The organism is Herbaspirillum sp. 1130, from assembly GCF_017833835.1.
GTDB classification, from domain to species: domain Bacteria; phylum Pseudomonadota; class Gammaproteobacteria; order Burkholderiales; family Burkholderiaceae_D; genus Herbaspirillum; species Herbaspirillum huttiense.
In genome coordinates this window covers 420,447-438,258 of sequence record NZ_JAFICQ010000005.1, presented here as the reverse complement: position 1 = coordinate 438,258, position 17,812 = coordinate 420,447, and the positions used below count along the sequence as shown (strand labels likewise).

Annotated in this window: 16 protein-coding genes; 6 read left to right on the top strand and 10 right to left on the bottom strand. The window is 64.4% G+C overall.

What is annotated here, in order from left to right; all coding sequences use genetic code 11:
* Positions 1-133: 133 nt before the first annotated feature.
* Complete coding sequence (locus JOD78_RS23435; RefSeq protein WP_039783471.1) at positions 134-1,303, bottom strand: type 1 glutamine amidotransferase; 1,170 nt, start codon at positions 1,301-1,303, stop codon at positions 134-136.
* Positions 1,304-1,597: 294 nt separating this feature from the next.
* Here JOD78_RS23435 and JOD78_RS23430 point away from each other — a divergent pair, with 294 nt between their 5' ends.
* The gene (locus JOD78_RS23430) at positions 1,598-2,119 is read left to right on the top strand and encodes an NAD(P)H-dependent oxidoreductase (RefSeq protein WP_209570038.1); all 522 of its coding nucleotides are present in this window, start codon (positions 1,598-1,600) and stop codon (positions 2,117-2,119) included.
* An 80-nt stretch (positions 2,120-2,199) separates the two neighbouring features.
* Positions 2,200-4,038: a glutathione-regulated potassium-efflux system protein KefC gene (gene kefC, locus JOD78_RS23425; protein ID WP_134137073.1), complete on the top strand. Its 1,839-nt coding sequence runs from the start codon at positions 2,200-2,202 to the stop codon at positions 4,036-4,038.
* 181 nt (positions 4,039-4,219) lie between these two features.
* Here the strand turns inward: kefC and JOD78_RS23420 are convergent, their stop codons facing one another.
* The 5 genes from JOD78_RS23420 to JOD78_RS23400 all read right to left on the bottom strand — a co-directional run bounded on the left by JOD78_RS23420 (position 4,220) and on the right by JOD78_RS23400 (position 9,237).
* Entirely contained in the window at positions 4,220-5,704 is a 1,485-nt protein-coding gene (locus JOD78_RS23420; protein ID WP_121040809.1) for a DegQ family serine endoprotease, read from the bottom strand.
* A 158-nt stretch (positions 5,705-5,862) separates the two neighbouring features.
* Positions 5,863-7,197, bottom strand: coding sequence for an ATP-binding protein (locus JOD78_RS23415; RefSeq protein WP_121040811.1), 1,335 nt, complete (start codon positions 7,195-7,197; stop codon positions 5,863-5,865).
* Positions 7,194-7,850, bottom strand: a complete 657-nt coding sequence (locus JOD78_RS23410; protein ID WP_034332266.1) for a response regulator — start codon at positions 7,848-7,850, stop codon at positions 7,194-7,196. The genes JOD78_RS23415 and JOD78_RS23410 overlap by 4 nt, the downstream gene beginning before the upstream one ends.
* 21 nt (positions 7,851-7,871) lie before the next feature.
* Positions 7,872-8,066, bottom strand: coding sequence for a DUF2905 domain-containing protein (locus tag JOD78_RS23405; protein ID WP_034332265.1), 195 nt, complete (start codon positions 8,064-8,066; stop codon positions 7,872-7,874).
* Positions 8,067-8,076: 10 nt separating this feature from the next.
* On the bottom strand, positions 8,077-9,237 hold the full coding sequence (locus JOD78_RS23400) for a class I SAM-dependent methyltransferase (protein WP_121040815.1): 1,161 nt from the start codon (positions 9,235-9,237) through the stop codon (positions 8,077-8,079).
* Positions 9,238-9,272: 35 nt separating this feature from the next.
* Between JOD78_RS23400 and JOD78_RS23395 the strand changes: the two genes are divergently transcribed.
* Together JOD78_RS23395 and JOD78_RS23390 are read left to right on the top strand one after the other, a co-directional pair.
* On the top strand, positions 9,273-10,040 hold the full coding sequence (locus tag JOD78_RS23395; protein ID WP_209570036.1) for an SDR family oxidoreductase: 768 nt from the start codon (positions 9,273-9,275) through the stop codon (positions 10,038-10,040).
* A gap of 18 nt (positions 10,041-10,058) precedes the next feature.
* Entirely contained in the window at positions 10,059-10,448 is a 390-nt protein-coding gene (locus tag JOD78_RS23390; RefSeq protein WP_008333021.1) for a dihydroneopterin aldolase, read from the top strand.
* Positions 10,449-10,529: 81 nt separating this feature from the next.
* Here JOD78_RS23390 and JOD78_RS23385 read toward each other — a convergent pair whose 3' ends face one another.
* The 4 genes from JOD78_RS23385 to JOD78_RS23370 all read right to left on the bottom strand — a co-directional run bounded on the left by JOD78_RS23385 (position 10,530) and on the right by JOD78_RS23370 (position 15,264).
* Positions 10,530-11,162, bottom strand: a complete 633-nt coding sequence (locus tag JOD78_RS23385) for a YitT family protein (protein WP_008333023.1) — start codon at positions 11,160-11,162, stop codon at positions 10,530-10,532.
* A complete protein-coding gene (locus JOD78_RS23380; protein WP_121040817.1) occupies positions 11,155-12,345 on the bottom strand; it encodes an amino acid aminotransferase in 1,191 nt (396 codons plus the stop codon). Before JOD78_RS23380 ends, JOD78_RS23385 begins: the two co-directional genes overlap by 8 nt.
* A 120-nt stretch (positions 12,346-12,465) precedes the next feature.
* The gene (locus JOD78_RS23375) at positions 12,466-13,782 is read right to left on the bottom strand and encodes an MFS transporter (RefSeq protein WP_121040819.1); all 1,317 of its coding nucleotides are present in this window, start codon (positions 13,780-13,782) and stop codon (positions 12,466-12,468) included.
* A 66-nt stretch (positions 13,783-13,848) separates the two neighbouring features.
* The gene (locus JOD78_RS23370; RefSeq protein ID WP_209570034.1) at positions 13,849-15,264 is read right to left on the bottom strand and encodes a M20 family metallopeptidase; all 1,416 of its coding nucleotides are present in this window, start codon (positions 15,262-15,264) and stop codon (positions 13,849-13,851) included.
* A 264-nt stretch (positions 15,265-15,528) separates the two neighbouring features.
* Here JOD78_RS23370 and JOD78_RS23365 point away from each other — a divergent pair, with 264 nt between their 5' ends.
* Both JOD78_RS23365 and ttcA read left to right on the top strand, forming a co-directional pair.
* Complete coding sequence (locus JOD78_RS23365; protein ID WP_034332256.1) at positions 15,529-16,464, top strand: LysR family transcriptional regulator; 936 nt, start codon at positions 15,529-15,531, stop codon at positions 16,462-16,464.
* Between the two features lie 180 nt (positions 16,465-16,644).
* Positions 16,645-17,607 carry a tRNA 2-thiocytidine(32) synthetase TtcA gene (gene ttcA / locus JOD78_RS23360; RefSeq protein ID WP_209570032.1) on the top strand — a complete coding sequence of 321 codons (963 nt, stop codon included), beginning with the start codon at positions 16,645-16,647 and terminating at the stop codon, positions 17,605-17,607.
* The last annotated feature ends 205 nt before the right edge of the window (positions 17,608-17,812 follow it).

Here is a 17,812-nt window from a genome sequence, read left to right as displayed (position 1 = left end):
TGATTCTACAGAGTCCGCAACGAGGCGGGTAGCGCATTGCAGCCATGCTGCAGAGGCGATGCAATTGGCTTGCGCCAGCGCAAAGAGGGTTCGATGACGCTGGCGGGCTTAGGTTCCGGCCAATCGCGCCGGATCAGAAACGTGTTTCGCGCGCTGCCCGCAGGAAACTGTCCAGGATCGGCGTGCAGTCCAGCAGTTCCGGACCGCCCGCGCGGTGGAATTCCGGGTGCCACTGCAAGCCCATCACGAACGGTGCCTTGCGGTAGCGGATGGCTTCCACGATCTGGTCCGGCCCCGAGACCGCCTCCACCGACAGGTCGCGCCCGAGGTTGTGCACGGCCTGGTGGTGGATGGAGTTGACGATGGCGTTCTCGGTCTTGACCATGCCGGCCAGCGACGATCCCTGCGGGAAATGCAGCGCGTGATAATTGCTGTCGTACTGCTCGTTGACGTGCGGGATGGCGGTCGGCACATCGGTAGCAATGTCCTGGTAGAGCGTGCCGCCGAAAGCCACGTTGATCAGCTGGCAGCCACGGCAGATGCCCAGCACGGGCTTGCCGGCCTCGATGAATTCATGCAGCAGTTCCAGCTCGTACATGTCGCGCACGCGGTCGCCGCTCCATTCGGGCCGGGTGGCTGCTTGCGCGTAGCTCTGCGGCGAGACATCGGCCCCGCCCTGCAGCACCAGGCCATCCAGATGCTTGGCATAGTCGCGCAGGCGAATATTGCTCGGGTGGACCAGGCCATTGGTATTGACGGTGGGGATCATGAAGACCAGCACGTCACGCGACATCACCCATTGCGCGATCGACTCTTCCAGATATTGCAGGGTCTTGCTGCGCAAGCCCTTGGCACCGCTCTCGGGATGGAAGATGCGGGCCGACACGCCGATCTTGAGCGTACGCTGCATGACGCGACGCCCGGCCTTGTCCGACAGCTGGCGCAGGCGCGCCGTCAGGAAGCGCCAGGTCTGCGCCCAGGGTGCATCGCCCGCGTGATGCGGAGGCGGCGGCAGCGAGGTATAGATGCGCTGCTGCGCCTGGTCCGCCGTCTGGCCGTGGGCGGCCTCAGTGGCGGGCTGCGCGCCCGGCTGGGCCGGCGGCGTTACGGCTTCAACGGCCGGCACTGCCGGCGAGGCGGCCGGTGCTGCTACCACGGTGGTAGCAGGTGCAGCGGCGGGCTGGGCAGGATTCTGTGATGCGGCCGGCGTACCGGACGCGTCGGCAGACACTGGCTTGGCCGGGACCGCGCCCGGGGAGCGGTCTGGCGGCAGATTGGCTTCGGAATCTTGGATGTCGGACATGGCTGCAATAAGTAATCAGATGAAATGAACTGCGGCGAGTACCAGCGGCGGCATGCAAGCCGTCAATGGCGCGACGGGCCCGGGGAGTGGCTGAGTATATTCGCATTGCCCGGCTTTGGACACCTGCGGACGGCGCCGCCTGCAAGCAGTTTCATCCAAGCCGGCCAGCGCCCTTTCATGGCACACTCCTCTCCCTTGCAAGGGCAGACAGCGCCAAGGCCATGCATGTTCCGGCCATTTGCACCGGAGGCCATCGTCCCCCCTGCCCACCACCCACATTGCCCGCGCCGACACATGTCCAAGGTCCTGATCCTGTACGCCCATCCCGCTGCCGAGCTCTCGCGCACCAATCGCCTGATGCTGGAAGCCGCCGCCCGCCTGCCCGACGTGACCGTGCATGATCTCTACGAGCACTATCCCGACTTCCACATCGACGTCGAACACGAACAGCAACTGCTGAGCCAGGCCGAGCTGGTCGTGATGCAGCATCCCATCCACTGGTACAGCATGCCGGCCCTGCAGAAGGAATGGCTGGACCGCGTGCTGACGCGCGGCTGGGCCTTCGGCCACGATGGCCATGCGCTGGAAGGCAAGCGTTTCTGGCTGGTGGCCTCGACCGGCGGGGAGACGGCGTCCTACCAGAGCAGCGGCCGCCACGGCCATCCCTTTGCCGATTTCCTGCCGCCGTATCAACAGACCGCGCGCCTGTGCGGCATGCAGTGGGTGGAACCGCTGATCCTGCATGGCGCGCACCACGTACCGCCGGTCGAGTTTCAGCGCCATGTGGAACGCTACCTGGAAGGCTTGCAGGCATGAGCCACGCATCGAATTTCTCACCAATCCTCGCGCATCACTGCGCCCTCCCCTTTCAACTGACCAACTGACCGGACCCCGCCATGGATGAACAACTGCTGATCGCCCTCGTCTACCTGCTGGCGGCAGTGGCCGCCGTGCCCATCGCCAAGCGCCTGGGGCTGGGTGCCGTGCTGGGCTACCTGCTGGCCGGCATCGTCATCGGCCCGTGGGGACTCGGCCTCATCACCGAGGTCAAGCACATCCTCGAATTCTCCGAATTCGGCGTGGTGCTGCTGCTGTTCCTGATCGGTCTCGAACTCGATCCCAAGCGACTGTGGGCGCTGCGCCGTTCCATCTTCGGCTGGGGCAGCGTGCAGGTGGCGGCGGTGTCACTGGCGCTCTTCGCTGCAGCGCTGGCAGCGGGCGTGCCGTGGCGCATCGGGCTCATCGGTGCGCTGGGCATGTCGCTCTCCTCCACCGCCATCGCCCTGGCCACGCTGGGCGAGCGCAAGCTCACGGCCACACCGGCCGGTGCGGCCGGCTTTTCCATCCTGCTGTTCCAGGACATCGCCGCCATCCCCATGATGGCCGCGGTCCCCCTGCTGGGGGTGGCGGCCAGCCAGGGCAGCGGACAGGGATGGCTGCATGCGGGACAAGTGGCGCTGGTAATCGCCCTGCTGATCTTCGGCGGACGGGTGCTGATCCGCCCCATCCTGCGCATCATCGCCAAGACCGACATGCGCGAGATCTTCACCGCCTTCGCCCTGCTGCTGGTCATCTCGACCTGCCTGCTGATGCAATCGGTGGGCATGTCGATGGCGCTGGGCACCTTCCTGGCCGGCGTGCTGCTGGCCGATTCCGAATACCGCCATGCGCTGGAAAGCGACCTGGAGCCCTTCAAGGGCTTGCTGCTGGGCCTGTTCTTCATTGCCGTGGGCATGTCGGTGGACTTCGGCGTATTCCTCGCCCAGCCGTGGCGCATCCTCGGCATGGTGGCGGGCTTCCTGACCATCAAGACCGGCGTGATGTGGTTCCTCGGCCGCTGCTTCGGCATTCCGCGCGGGCAGCAATTGTTCTTCGCCTTCCTGCTCTCGCAGGGCGGGGAATTCGCCTTCATCGTCTTCGGTGCCGCCGTCACCGCCAAGGTGTTGACGCCCGAGATCTCGTCCATGCTGGTCGTCGTGGTGGCGCTGTCGATGCTGATCACGCCCCTGCTCTTGCTGGTACATGACCGCCTGCTGGTGCGCTGGCTGGAAGGCGGCAAGCGCCGCCCGGAAGACAAGATCGGCCCCCAGGACAACCAGGTCATCATCGCCGGCTTCGGCCGCTTCGGCCAGATCGTGGGCCGTCTGCTGGCGGCCAATGACATCGGCGCCACGGTGCTGGATCACGATCCGGACCAGATCGATTTCCTGCGCAAGTTCGGCTTCAAGGTGTTTTATGGCGACGCCACCCGCATCGACCTGCTGCGTACTGCCGGTGCCGACAAGGCCAAGGTCCTGGTGATCGCCATCGACGATGCGCAAGCCGCGCTGGACATGGTGGAAAAAGTGCGTGAGGAATTCCCGCACCTGCAGATCGCCGCCCGGGCGCGCAACGTCACGCACTACTACGACCTGATGGATCGTGGCGTCACGGTGCTGGAGCGCGAGACCTTCGAAAGCGCCCTGCACATGGGCCGCCAGGTGCTGCAGCAGCTGGACTTCGGCGCCTATCGCGCGCGTGAAGCCGCGATGAAATTCCGCTCTCACAATCTCAAAACCCTGGCAGCGCTCTACCCGCACTACAAGGACCAGGCACAGATGGTGTCCATGGCAGTGCAGGCCCGTGAAGAATTGCAGGCCATGTTCGCCGGCGACCGCGAAGCCATGCAGCGCGATCACTCGCATGACCAGTGGCGCGAGAAACCTGCGCCCGCCAAACCGTCAGCGGAAGAATAAAAAAACGGCCGGACACGCTTGCGCACATCCGGCCAAATCCCTCACTGCTTACTACTCACTGCTTACCACTTACTACTCACTGCTTGCTACTCACCGGTACTACTCACTGCAAAACCTCAAGACTTGAAGACGTCAGTACCGCAAATCATTTAAATCATCCAAATCATTTAAACGATTTAGTTCAATTCAAGGCCAGCGGCACGAAGATCTTTTCGTCACCGCGTTCCACCAGCAGTGCGACGTTCTTGCCTGCCTCGCTGGCCAGCTTGCGCAGTTGCGCCACACTGGAAACGGGCGTGCCGTTGAGCGCCAGGATCACGTCGCCGCTCTGGATGCCCGCCACTGCGGCCGGACCGCTGGCGTCTTCCACCAGCAAGCCTTTCTGGCCACCGATCTGGGCCTGCTCATCCTTGTCCAGCGGACGCACCGCCAGCCCCAGACGTCCCTGATCATCGGACTTGCCGGGCTTGGCCTCATTCTTGGCCTGCTTCATCTCGCCCACGGTCACGTTCATGGTCACGACCTTGCCACCGCGCATGACCTGGATGGGCTTGCTGGACCCCGGCGCGGTATCGGCCACCAGCGTAGGCAAGTCGACCGAATGATCGATGGCGTGGCCATCGAAGCTCAGGATCACGTCACCCGCCTGCAAGCCGGCCTTGTCCGCCGGGCTGCCCTTTTCCACCGAACTGACCAGCGCGCCCTCAGCCTTCTTCAAGCCAAAGGATTCGGACAAGGCCTGGTTCAGGTCCTGCACCGAGACGCCCAGGCGGCCACGCGTCACCTTGCCGTGCGTGACCAGTTGCTGCTCGACCTTCATCGCCACATCGATGGGGATGGAGAACGACAGGCCCTGGAAGCCGCCGGTCTGGCTGTAGATCTGCGAGTTGATGCCGATCACCTGGCCATTCAGGTCGAACAGCGGGCCACCGGAATTACCCGGATTGACGGCCACGTCGGTCTGGATGAAGGGCACGTAGTTGTCATCCGGCAGGCTGCGCGACTTGGCGCTGATGATGCCGGCGGTCGCCGTGTTGTCGAAGCCGTAGGGCGAGCCGATGGCCAGCACCGGCTGGCCGACCTTCACGCGGGAAGGATCGCCGATCTGCACCGTGGGCAGGTTCTTGGCATCGATGCGGATGACGGCGATGTCACTCTGCTTGTCGATGCCCAGCACCTTGGCCTTGAACTCGCGGCGGTCGGTCAGCTTGACCACCACTTCCTGGGCGCCATCGACCACGTGGGCATTGGTCAGGATCAGGCCATCGGGCGAGATGATGAAACCGGAGCCGAGGCCGTGCATGATGCGCGGCTGCTGCGGCATCTGCAGTTGCGGACCGAAGCGCTTGAAGAATTCGGAGAAGGGATCGTTGGGATCGAGGCCATTGTCGTCGTCATCGGCGACCTTGCGGGCCTTGCCGGTGACGCTGATGTTGACCACCGCCGGGCCGTAACGCTGGACGATGCCCGAGAAATCGGTCGCCGCCGCGACCACCGGTCCGGCCGGGGCAGCGGGCGCGGTATTGGACGCCACCAGCGGGGCGTTGAGCGCGGCCGCGTGCGCCGACGGCAGGTCGGCACCACGAAAATAGACGTAGCTGCCGCCAACCACCGCGGCAATCATCACAGCCAACGTGTTACGAACAAAAACGATGCGACGGCTCATCTTCTTCTCCTTGATCGAACGGGATATCGAGGGTCGGGGCTGTTGGGCCTCAACCGTTGGAGTGAAGATTAAGCAGTGAAAATTAAGACAAACTTAAGGCTGAAAAATTGAGCATTAATCTGCGCTTAATGCTCCGAAAACGCCATCCGGCAAGCGATTCAGGCCGGCAACAGCGTGAAGACCACGCGCGCCTGCAAGCCGCGCCCGGTATTGCGCAACTCCACCGGCACCCGGTGCAGGTCGGCGATCTGGCGCACGATGGCCAGTCCCAGGCCGCTGCCGAAGGCACCGCGTGAAGAGCCCTGTTCCTGCGCACGCTGGGCCCGGTAGAAGCGATCGAAGACGCGCGGCAATTCGCTCTCGGCGATGCCGGGGCCACTGTCCTGGATCACCACCGCACACCTTCCCGCAGCGGGAAATTCGAAGCCAACATCGACCACGCCGCCCGCCGGGGTATAGCGCAGGGCGTTGTCCACCAGATTGTTGAAGAGGATGCGCAAGGCATCGGCATTGCCCTGCACGCGCACCGGACGGCCATCATCGCCCTGGTCCGACAGCCCGAGATCGATGCCGCCATGATCGGCCACCGAGGACAAGTCGCCCACGACACTGCCCAGCAGCGCACGCAGGTCGACCTCCGCAAAGCCCATCGCATCGGGCTCCTGGCGCGCCAGCGTGAGCAGCTGGTGCACCAGATGGGTGGCGCGCTCCAGCCCGTTCTTGAGATCGGCAAAGGCGGCGCGCCGCTCCTGTTCGTCGGTGGCGCGCTCAGCCAGTTGAGCCTGCAGGCGCAAGGCCGTCAGCGGTGTGCGCAGTTCATGCGCCGCATCGGCGACGAAGGCACGCTGCGTTTCCGTGGCGTGTTTGAGCCGTGCCAGCAGGTCATTCAAGGCATGCGTGAGCGGCTGGATTTCCTGCGGCATGCCCACATCCGACAGCGGCTGCAACGAGTTCATGTCGCGTGCCGCCACTTCGGCGGCGGCCTTGCGCACCGGGGCCAGCCCCCGGCTGACCGCCACCCACGACAGCACACCGATCAGCGGGAACAGCAACAGCAAGGGCACCACCGTCTTGACCGCCATCTGCGCGGCGATCTCGTCGCGCGCGCTCTGGGGCTGCGCCACCTGCACCACGGTACTGCCGATCTGGGCGCTGTAGACGCGCCACATGCCATTGGGTCCGCGCACATTGGCAAAGCCCAGTTCAGCCTGGCGCGGCATGGCCCCGCGTGCATGGGAGTGATAGATGACCGAGCCACGGCTGTCCCAGATCTGCATCATGATCTCGTCCTCCAGCTCGGGGAACTGCTGCCCCGGCGAGATCGGCGAGAAGGCCTGGCGCGGCAGCGAAGCGGCGATCTGGCGCATCTGGTAATCGAAGATCTGGTTGGCCTCGCCACGCGCCTGGAAGTACAGCGCCGCGCCGGCCAGCACGATGATGGAGAACAGCCCCAGTCCCAGCCACAGCAGCAGCTTGTTGCGGATCGATTTCATGCCGGTACCAGGTAACCCACGCCGCGCACGTTCTTGATGAAGTCGCTGCCGACCTTCTTGCGCAGCGCGTGGATGTGCACTTCGACGGCATTGCTCTCGATGCTGTCATCCCAGCCGTAGAGTTTTTCTTCCAGCTGGGCGCGCGAGAGCACCACGCCCGGGCGATCCATGAAGGCGTGCAGCAGCGCGAATTCGCGCGCCGACAAATTGACCGGCTTGCCGCCCACGGTCACTTCATGCGTGGCCGGATTCAAGACCACTTCGCGCACCTGCACCAGGCTTTCGGCGCGTCCGGCCTGGCGGCGCGAGAGGGCGCGCATGCGGGCCGACAGTTCTTCCAGGTCGAAGGGCTTGATGAGGTAATCGTCGGCACCGGCATCGAGCCCGGCCACGCGATCGGCCACGGCATCGCGTGCAGTGGTGATGAGCACGGGAATGGCGCTGCCGCGTTCACGCAGGGTGCGCAGCACGGCCAGGCCATCCTTCTGCGGCAGGCCCAGGTCCAGCAGCAGCATGGCGTAGTCCTCGGTGCGCAGGGCCACGTCGGCCGACTTGCCATCCTGCACCCAGTCGATGGTGAAGCCATCCTGGCGCAAACCCTTGCGCACGGCCTCGCCCACCATGGGATCGTCTTCCACCAGCAATACGCGCATGTTGACTACTCCTGATCGGACTCAGAGGATCTTCGCCAGCAGGAACACCACCACCGAAATGAGGATGGTCGAGGCGAAGGGCAGCGAAAAGATGCGGCCGAACAAACGGAAACGCAAGTCTCCCGGCAAGCGGCCGATGCCCAGTTTTTCCAGCCAGGGCAACAAGGTCGAGAACACGATGACCGAGAGGAAGATGACAACGATCCAGCGAATCATGCGCGGCTCCTCACAGGCGATGGGTGCGGTCGTGGCGCAGCATGCGGGCTGGCCATTCGACGTTCTTGCCAATGGCCAGCACCTTGAAGAGCTCGCCCATCTCGGCCGGGGAAATCAGTTTCTGCATGCCGTTGGCCAACGGCAGATAGCGCAGGCTGTCCTCGGGCGAGGTGCGCAGCAGCAGCTCGCCGATGCCGGCATTGAGCAGGAAGGCGCCCTGACTGGTGTAGGCCAGTACCTCCGCGCCCTCTTCTACTGCGGCCACCGCCATCGCCGTGAAATCCACGTGCGCGGTGATGTCCTGCAAACCCGGCCAGTAGAAAGGATCGGTGTGGGCATGATGGCGGTAGTGGCACATCAGCGTGCCCTGGTCGCGGTCGGGCAGGTAGTATTCCGCGGCGGGGAATCCGTAATCCGGAAGGATCGCCAAGGCACCGGGACCGCTGGCCAGCATGCGGCCCAGGGTGCGCATGAAGCCGATGGCCACCGGCGACAGTTCGGTCAGGTAACCGGCCGGCAAGGGTTCGGCCTCGGGAATCTGCGCCACCGGCAGGTCGCTCACGGTGCGGTCCGCAAACTGCAGACGGCCCGTGGCATCGACCGTGACGCCGCGTTCCTGCCAGCCCTCTTCGGCCTTGATGGCCAGGCGCACCGGCATGGCATCGAGCACTTCGTTGCCGACCACCACGCCCGAGAAAGTTTCCGGCAGGGCATCGAGCCATTCCACCAGCGGCGCGAAAGCGGCCAGGGTTTCCTGCTGGCGGGCGCGCAGCTGGGCCGAGATTTCCACGATGAAATATTTCTGGGGCAGCGCTTCGCGCGCCTGCAGTTCGGTGAGGATGTCGCGCGCCAGCTTGCCGGTGCCGGCACCGAATTCCAGCAGCACATTGGCCACCTGCGGGCTGGCCGCGATCACTTCGGCGGCCAGGTGGGCCAGGGTCGCGCCGTACAGCGGCGAGATTTCCGGGGCGGTTGTAAAATCGCCCTCCTTGCCCAGTTTGGAAGAACCCCCGCTGTAATAGCCGACCTGCGGCGCATACAGGGCCAGTTCCATGTAACGTTCGAAGGAGATCCAGCCGCCGGATGCGGCGATCTCGCCGGCGATCAGGTGCTGGAGGGAATGCGAGGCGGACTGTGCGTCAGCGCCGGGTTCGGGTAGTTGCAGTTGCATGGGCCGTATTGTATCGACGAATGGAAACCGGGAACATGACATCACCCTCTTCTGCAGGTATAGCACTGGTTACGGGCGCCGCACGCCGCATCGGCCGTCACATCGCGCTGGCCCTGGCCCGCGCGGGCTGGGACGTGGCGGTCCACTACAACCGTTCGCGCGAGGAAGCCGACACGCTGGTGCGCGAGATCGAAGCCCTGGGCCGCCGCGCCCTGGCGGTGCAGGGCGAACTGGGCGACGAAGCCCAGGTCCGTTCCCTGCTGCCCCAGGCCGCGCCGCTGGGACGCATCACCTGCGTGGTCAACAACGCCTCGCTGTTCGATTACGATGACGCCGCCAGCTTCGGCAATGACCGCCTGCTGCGCCACATGAGCGCCAACGTCGGCGCGCCCGTGCTGCTGGCGCAGGCCCTGTTCGAGGCCACGCCGGAGGGCCAGCAGGCCGTCGTCATCAACCTGCTGGACCAGAAACTGTACAATCCCAACCCTGACTTCCTGTCCTACACCCTTTCCAAGGCCGCCCTGCACAGCGCTACCACGCTGCTGGCACAGGCACTGGCGCCCAAGGTGCGGGTGGTCGGCGTGGCACCCGGGCTGACCATGGTCTCGGGCGACCAGACCGAGGAGCAGTTCGACAAGGCGCACACGGTCACCCCGCTGGGCCGTGGCAGCACGCCCGAGGACATTGCCGCCGCGGTCTGCTACGTCGCTTCGGCGCGGGCCGTCACGGGTACTACCCTGCTGGTCGATGGCGGCCAGCATTTGCTTCCCCTTTCGCGCGACGTCATGTTCGTGGCGAAATAACCTTAATTTTTTCTGATCATGCTCTTTCTCTCCCATCCTTCCCTGCAAGATTGCCGCCGCCTGTTCCTGCGCAACTACGAGGTGTTCATCAACATCGGCGTGCACGAGTTCGAAAAGAAGGGTGAGCAGCGCATCCTGATCAACGTCGACCTCTACGTCCCGCTGGCCGAGACCACGCCGACGGCCGACCACCTGGACGAAGTGGTGGACTACGACTTCATCCGCTCCACCATCGCCGAGCGCATGGCGCGCGGTCACATCCACCTGCAGGAAACCCTGTGCGACGACGTCATGACCGCCATGCTGGCCCACCCCAAGGTGCGCGCGGTGCGGGTGTCCACCGAGAAGCCGGATGTGTATCCGGATTGTGATTCGGTGGGGGTGGAGACTTTCAGGATCAAGGCTTGAATCTGATCCGGCAATAAAAAAATGCCGTCCAGTCTGCACTGAACGGCATTCATTCCAGCCAGGCGATCCCGCCTGCCCTTCTTACATTCCCATATACCTGCCCGCCCGGTGATTCAAGGCAATCACCAGATTGGCCGTCACCGCCCCGAGGATGGAGGCCAGCAACACGCGCGGGGTCACCACGAACAGCGAGCACAGCACGATCACCACATCCACGCCCATCTGCAGCTTGCCGGCGCGCAGGCCGTAGCGGTCTTGCAGGAACAGCGTCACCACGTTGATGCCCCCCAGGCTGGCACCATGGCGGAACAGCATCACGAAGCCCACCCCCATCAACAGTCCACCCAGCACCGCGCTGTAGAACAGGTCCAGCTTGGCATAACCGATGAAATGCGGATGCATCAGCGAGAAGCCCGACACCAGCGCCACCGCACAGAAGGTCTTGCCGGTGAAGCGCAGGCCCATGCGTCGAAACGCGAAATAGTAGAACGGGATGTTGATGGTGAAGAACACCACGCCAAACGGCAGGCCCGTCAGGTAATGCGTCAGGAAGGCCAGGCCGGCGGTGCTGCCGGTCAACAGGCCCACCTGGCTGTACATGTTCACCGCCAGCGAGACGAAGAGCGTACCGGCCACCAGGGCCAGCACGTCTTCATAGCTCTTGTGGCGCAGGTCGGCCGCCGACACGGCGGCCTTGCTTGCCACTTCAGCCACGCAGCACCTCGGCCATGGTCTCGGCCACGCGTGCAACGTTGCTGTCGTTCAGGCCCGCCACGCAGATGCGGCCGGTGCCCACGGCATAGACGCCGAACTCGTCACGCAGGCGATCGACCTGAGCCGAGGTCAGGCCGGTGTAGCCGAACATGCCGTTCTGGCGCAGCAGGAAGGAGAAGTCCTGGTCCGGCACCGCGCTCTTCAATTGCGATGCCAGCTTGACGCGCATGTCGCGCACGCGCACCCGCATCTCCTCGACTTCGGCACGCCATTGCGTGGCCAGCTTGTCGTCGTTCAGCACATGCGCCACCAGCAGCGCGCCGTTGCGGGCGGGGCTGGAGTAGTTGCGGCGCACGGTCAGCTTCAGCTGGCCCAGCACGTTGGCGGCCTGGCCTGCCTGCGGGCAGAACACCGACAAGGCACCGATGCGCTCGCTGTAGAGCGAGAAGATCTTGGAGAAGGAGTTCGACAGGAAGAAGGGAATCTGGCGACGCACCGCTTCGCGCACCGGCCAGATGTCGTCGTCCAGGCTTTCAGCAAAGCCCTGGTAGGCCAGGTCGAAGAAGGGCAGCAGGCCGCGCTGCTCGACCACCGCAATGATCTGCTCCCACTGCGCACGGGTCGGGTCGACGCCGGTCGGGTTGTGGCAGCACGGGTGCAGCAGCACCACGGCGCCCTTGGGCAGGCTTTGCAGCTTGTCCAGCATGCCGTTGAAATTGAGGCCCTTGGTCTGGGCATCGTAGTAGGGATAACGCTCGGTCTTGAAGCCCGCGCCTTCGAAGATGCCGACGTGGTTGTCCCAGGTCGGGTCCGGCAGCCAGATGGTGGGCTGCGGGAAGAAGCGCGCGATCAGGTCGGCACCGACCTTCAGTGCGCCCGAACCGCCCAGGGTCTGGACGATGGCCAGGTGCTCGGCCGACGGCAGGTCGGCACCGAACAGCAGCTTGGCCACAGCCTGGCGGTAGGCGGCATGGCCTTCCATGGGCAGGTAGACGTAGGGCGCGCCGGTCTCGGCCACCGCTGCGGAGGCAGTGCGCACGGAGGGCAGCACCGGCACCACGCCACGGCCATCGGTGTAGATGCCGATGCTCAGGTTGACCTTGTTGCTGCGCTCGTCGCGCTGGAATTGTTCCATCAGGCTCAGGATGGGATCGCCGGCATACGGCGGGAGATGCGAAAACATGAGGACCTCGTCAATGTGGGAAAACGCCGATGCCGGCACAGTCCAGCTTGTCCGGCAAGACCGCCATGGTAGCGCGGCACGGGAAAAAATTCCCGTCCCGCGTGCCACCTGTGCATTTTTTCACAGGTATTTTTTCAGCCGGAAGTGGTAGATGCTCACGCACAACAGGCTGATCGCGGCGCAAACCATCAGGTAATAGCTGGGCGACACCGGATTGCCGGTCTTGCCCACCAGCCAGGTCACCATGAAGGGCGTGAAGCCGCCGAAGAGGGTTGCTCCCAGGCTATAGCTGATCCCCATGCCGCGCACCCGTGTGGCCGGCGGGAAGATCGACGACAGCACCACCCCCAGCGAACCGAAATAGACCGCCTTGAGGATGCCGGCCCAGATCATGATGGCCATCATCACCCACACGGTCGGCATGGCAATCACCCAGACGAAGGAGCCATAGATGGTGGCCAGCGTCAGCACGGTGGACACCACCATGATGCGGGCACGGCCCACGCGGTCAGCCAGCATGCCCATGAAAGGCGCGCCGATCATGAGGATGGCACCGGTCACGGCGGCCGCCGCAAACGCGGTCGACTGCGGCAGGTGCAGCTGCTTGATGGCATAGGTCGGCATGTACAGCAGCATCAGGTAAGTGGCGGCGGTAGAGACCGAGAGAATGCCCATGGCCACCAGCACCCGCGTGACCTGCAGGCCCCAGCTGGCATCGTCCTCGCCGGCCACTTGCGCCTTCTTGGCCATCGGTACTTCATCGATGTGGCGGCGGATGTACAGACCCACCGGCGCGATCAGCAAGCCGAAGGCGAACGGCAGGCGCCAGCCCCAGGCTGAGATCTGCTCGGGCGTGAGCCACTGGTTCAGCAGGAAGCCGGCCAGTGCCGCCATCAGGGCCGCTGCGCCCTGGCTGGAGAATTGCCAGCTGGCCATGAAAGCGCGGCGCTTGGAGCCGGTCTCGGTCAGCAAGGCCGTGGCCGAACCGAATTCGCCGCCAGCCGACAACGCCAGCAGGATACGCGCCACCAGGATGCCGATGGGCGCGGCCACGCCGATAGTCTCGTACGTGGGGATCACGGTACAGATCAGGGTGCCGGCCACCGTCATCGACAGCGAGACCAGCAGCGCCGGCTTGCGGCCGACCTTGTCGCCATACCAGCCCAGCAGGATCGCCCCCAGCGGACGGAACAGATACGACAGCCCGAAGGTAGCAAACGTTACCAATAGCGAGACCGTCTCGTCGCCTGTCGGGAAAAACAGTTTGGAGATGGTCACCGCAAAGAAACCATAGGCCACGAAATCGAACCACTCCAGCGCATTGCCGATGGAGGAGGCGACGATCAATCGCCGCGTGCGCGCGGCCGACATCGGCGCGGGGGCCGCTTCTGCTGCTGAAGAAATTTCCGGTGTTGCCGAGGGTGACGCTGCGTTCATGGTCGTGTTCCCGTTGGAAGATGGACTGCGCTGGCTTGCGTTCTTGAAAATGAAAAAGGCCTCAACTCAGGCAGCTGCAGACTGCGCCCGCTGCTGGCGCACCTGCTGCCCCTGCTGGCCGATATCCCACAACAGGCCCGCCATCAGCTGCAGGCCTTCGCGCGCTACCGGGGCGAGCAGATGTTCGTCCGGCGCATGCTGCGAGCAGGAAGGATAGGAGTGCGGCATCCAGAGCGTCGGCAAACCCAGCGCTTCCGAGAAGCAGTGATTGGGGATGGTGCCACCCAGGTTGGGCAGGATGGTCACGGGCTTGCCGCTGGTCTCCTGCAGGGAACCGGTGGCCAGGCGCACCCAGGCGTCATCGGGATCGAGGCGAGTGGCGGGCGCGGCGGCCTGGATCTCGATCTGCACATCGGCATAGCCGTGTTCATCGAGATGGCGGCGCAGACTCTGCTGCACGTCTTCCCACACCGTGCCGACCACGAAGCGCAGCTGGAACACCGCCTGCGCCCGCGCCGGAATCGCCCCCACCGGACGCTGCGCATTGCCGGCCTCGAAAGCGATCAGCTCCAGCGTATTCCAGGCGAACAGACGCTCGCCAGCGCTCAGGCCGGGCTCGCCCCAATGCGCATCGAGTACCGGATCACCGTCGTCGCTGCCCACCGCAAAGTCGCGCACCAGCGCCCGCACCCGCTCGCTCACGTTGCGCGGACGCATACCCGGCACGCGAATCACGCCGCGTCCATCCACCAGCGAGGCCGCCGCATTGGCCAACACCGTGGCCGGATTGCGCAGTACGCCGCCCCAGTTGCCGGCATGGTGTGCACCGTTGCCGGTGTCGAGCACCAGCTTGAACTGCAGCGCGCCACGCGAGCCGAGGAAGAGCGTCGGGCTGGAAGCCGCCAGGCGCGGGCCATCCGAGGCCAGGAACAGGTCCGCCTCCAGGTAATCGGCGTGATCGCGGCAGGCCTCGTAGAGACCGGGCGAGCCCACTTCCTCGCCCATTTCGAAAATCATTTTCAGGTTGCAGCCCAGCTGGCCGCCAGCCGCCTCGATGGCGGCCGCCAGCGCGCCCAGGTTGATGCTGTGCTGGCCCTTGTTGTCGGCGGTACCGCGCCCGTACCAGCGATCGCCATCGGGGCTCAGCTGCCAGGGCGAACGGTCCTGCTGCCAGCGGCCTTCCTGGCCGTTGACCACATCGCCGTGGCCATACATGAGTACCGTCACCGCGTCAGCCGATTCGATGCGGCGCGCCAGCAGCAGTGGCGGTGCGCCTTCCACCGGATTGGCAATCTGCTGCGTCTCGAAGCCCAGTGCGGCTAGCGCCGGTGCGATCTCTTCGCGCAGGTAGGCGGCCAGTTCATCGGCACGTGCGGCGTTCTGGCTTTCGGTCGGCAGCGCGATGCGGCGTTGCAGGTCACGCTGGAAACGGCCCGAATCGAAATACTCGGCGGCCAGGCGAAGGGCGGTGCTGCGGGACATGGAGGACTCCGGGTGAACTGTTATTGGAGACGATTCTAGGAGCCCATATGGTTTCCAACAATGTCAATTTTTAAAACGCTGCTTTCGCAAATTAGCAAAATGATTTATCGTGTTTTTCAGCGCATTCCAGCCCAAGAAACGTGCATGAATTGCGCTTCAACGCGGTGATTTCGTGCATCTTCATCCGCGCGCACCAGGATGGCCTTGCGCAGCTTTGCAAGGTTTCTCTTCATTGATTGCCGAATTCAGAAAGCCATTTCTGCCATGCAAAGTACCGCGCTCCGCTATTTCTACCAGGTCGGCCGCACCGGCTCCCTGACGGCTGCCGCCGAACGGCTGCACGTGGCCGTCTCGGCGGTGAGCCGCCAGATTGCCAAGATGGAAGAGGAAACCGGCGTGCCGCTGTTCGAGCGCCGCGCGCGCGGCATGGTGCTCACGCCCGCCGGCGAAGTGCTGATGGCTTTCGCGCGGCGCAACCTGCTGGAGGTGGAACAGGTAATGGCAGAGGTGAAGGGACTGCACGCGGTCGGCCAGAGCGTGGTCACGCTGGCCTGTTCGGAGGGTTTTGCCTGGGACCTGCTGCCCAATGTGATGGCGCACTTCCGCGAGCAATATCCGGGCATGCAGTTCAAGCTCAACGTGGTCGGCGCGGCCAAGGCCTCGCAGATGGTCATCGATGGCGAGGCCGACATCTCGGTCACCTACAGCCTGGGCCCGGTGGAAGGGCTCAATATCGCCTACCGCGAATCGGGACCCATCTTCGCATTGATGCGGCGCGACCACCCGCTGGCCGCGCGCAAGCTGCTGTCCTTGAACGATCTTTCACCTTACCCGCTGGCCCTGCCCGAACAGGGCTCCACGGTGCGTCAGCTGTTCGACATCGCCTGCGGCATGCGCGGCCTGCTGTTCGCACCGGTCTTCACCAGCCATTCGCTGGGCGCGGTCTACCGCTTCACCGCCCGCTCGCCGGATACGGTGGCGCTGGGCGGCTTCCTCACCGTGCAGGAACGCGCCGAGGAAGATGCCATGGCCCTGGTGCCGATGGCCGAGAGCGAACTGCACCAGCGCACCCTGCAGGTCCAGACCATGGCCGGGCGCAAGCTGCCGCCGGCGGTGGCGGCCTTCATCGATTTCCTGGTGGCGGCGATCCGCCAGATCCGCACACGGCACGAACTGGGCGCGCTGCAAGCCGACAAATGAGGCATCCATGCGACGCTTGCCCCACGGCAAGCCACGCAGAAATGGCAGGATCCGGCGCTGCATGAGAAAATGCCGGTCCTCCGCCCGCACGCAGCCTTCCGCCCCTGTCCCCTCCGGATATGGAGGAGCGGCAACATTGCTCGTCCGGCAGCAACAGCCTACCGATTGAAGGAATACCCCATGAACGACATTGCCGCTGCAGTGCAACTGTCCGACCTCGCCGACCTCGATGCCTCCGCCGCACAGGCGCAGGAAGAACGCGGCCAGCCTGAAGTGACCGCGCGCGGTTCGCGCCGCTTCGAGCTGCTGGAAAAGAACATCCGCCGCCTGACCGGCCGCGCCATCGCCGACTTCGACATGATCCGCGACGGCGACGTCATCATGGCCTGCATGTCCGGCGGCGCCGACAGCTACACCATGCTGGACACGCTGCGCTACCTGCAGACGGTGGCCCCGGTGAAGTTCGAGATCATCGCCGTGAACCTGGACCAGAAGCAGCCCGGCTTCCCCGAGCACATCCTGCCGCAATACTTCGAGCGCATCGGCGTGCCCTATCGCATCGTCGAAGAAGACACCTACAGCATCGTCAAGGAAAAGATCGCCCCGGGCAAAACCACCTGCTCGCTGTGCTCGCGCCTGCGCCGCGGCATCCTGTATCGGGTGGCCAAGGAACTGGGTGCGACCAAGATCGCGCTGGGCCATCACCGCGATGACATCCTGCACACCTTCATGCTCAACATGTTCTACGGCGGCAAGATCAAGACCATGCCGCCCAAGCTGATCGCCGACGATGGCGAGAACGTGGTGATCCGCCCGCTGGCCTACGTGCGCGAGCCGGACATCAAGAAGTACGCGGCCGCCATGGAATTCCCCATAATCCCCTGCAACCTGTGCGGCTCGCAGCCCAACCTGCAGCGCCAGGCCATGCGCGAGATGCTCAACCAGTGGGAAAAGACCAATCCCTTGTGGATCAAGAGCATGTTCACGGCCATGGCCAACATCACGCCGTCCCACATGCTGGACCGCAGCCTGTTCGACTTCACGCATTTCACCGCCGGGGCCGGCAAGGAAGCGCAGGGCGATACCCTGTTCGACCGCGACGACAAACTGGACCAGGGCCAGTCCGTCATCAATCTGGTCTGAGCACACGAGACGCTGCGGCTCATTGTGGCGTCTCGCAAAACCTTAGTCCGGCGAGACACTGCGTTCCACCTCATCCGTAGGAAATGCCCTTGTGGCGCGGCTTTCGCGCCCATTGCCGATTCCCGCAGGCCGATGCAAAAGTAAATTTTTGTTGTCATGTGGCTATAGTCGGGGATTGGGCATCAAATACCCTCCTCTTCCACGC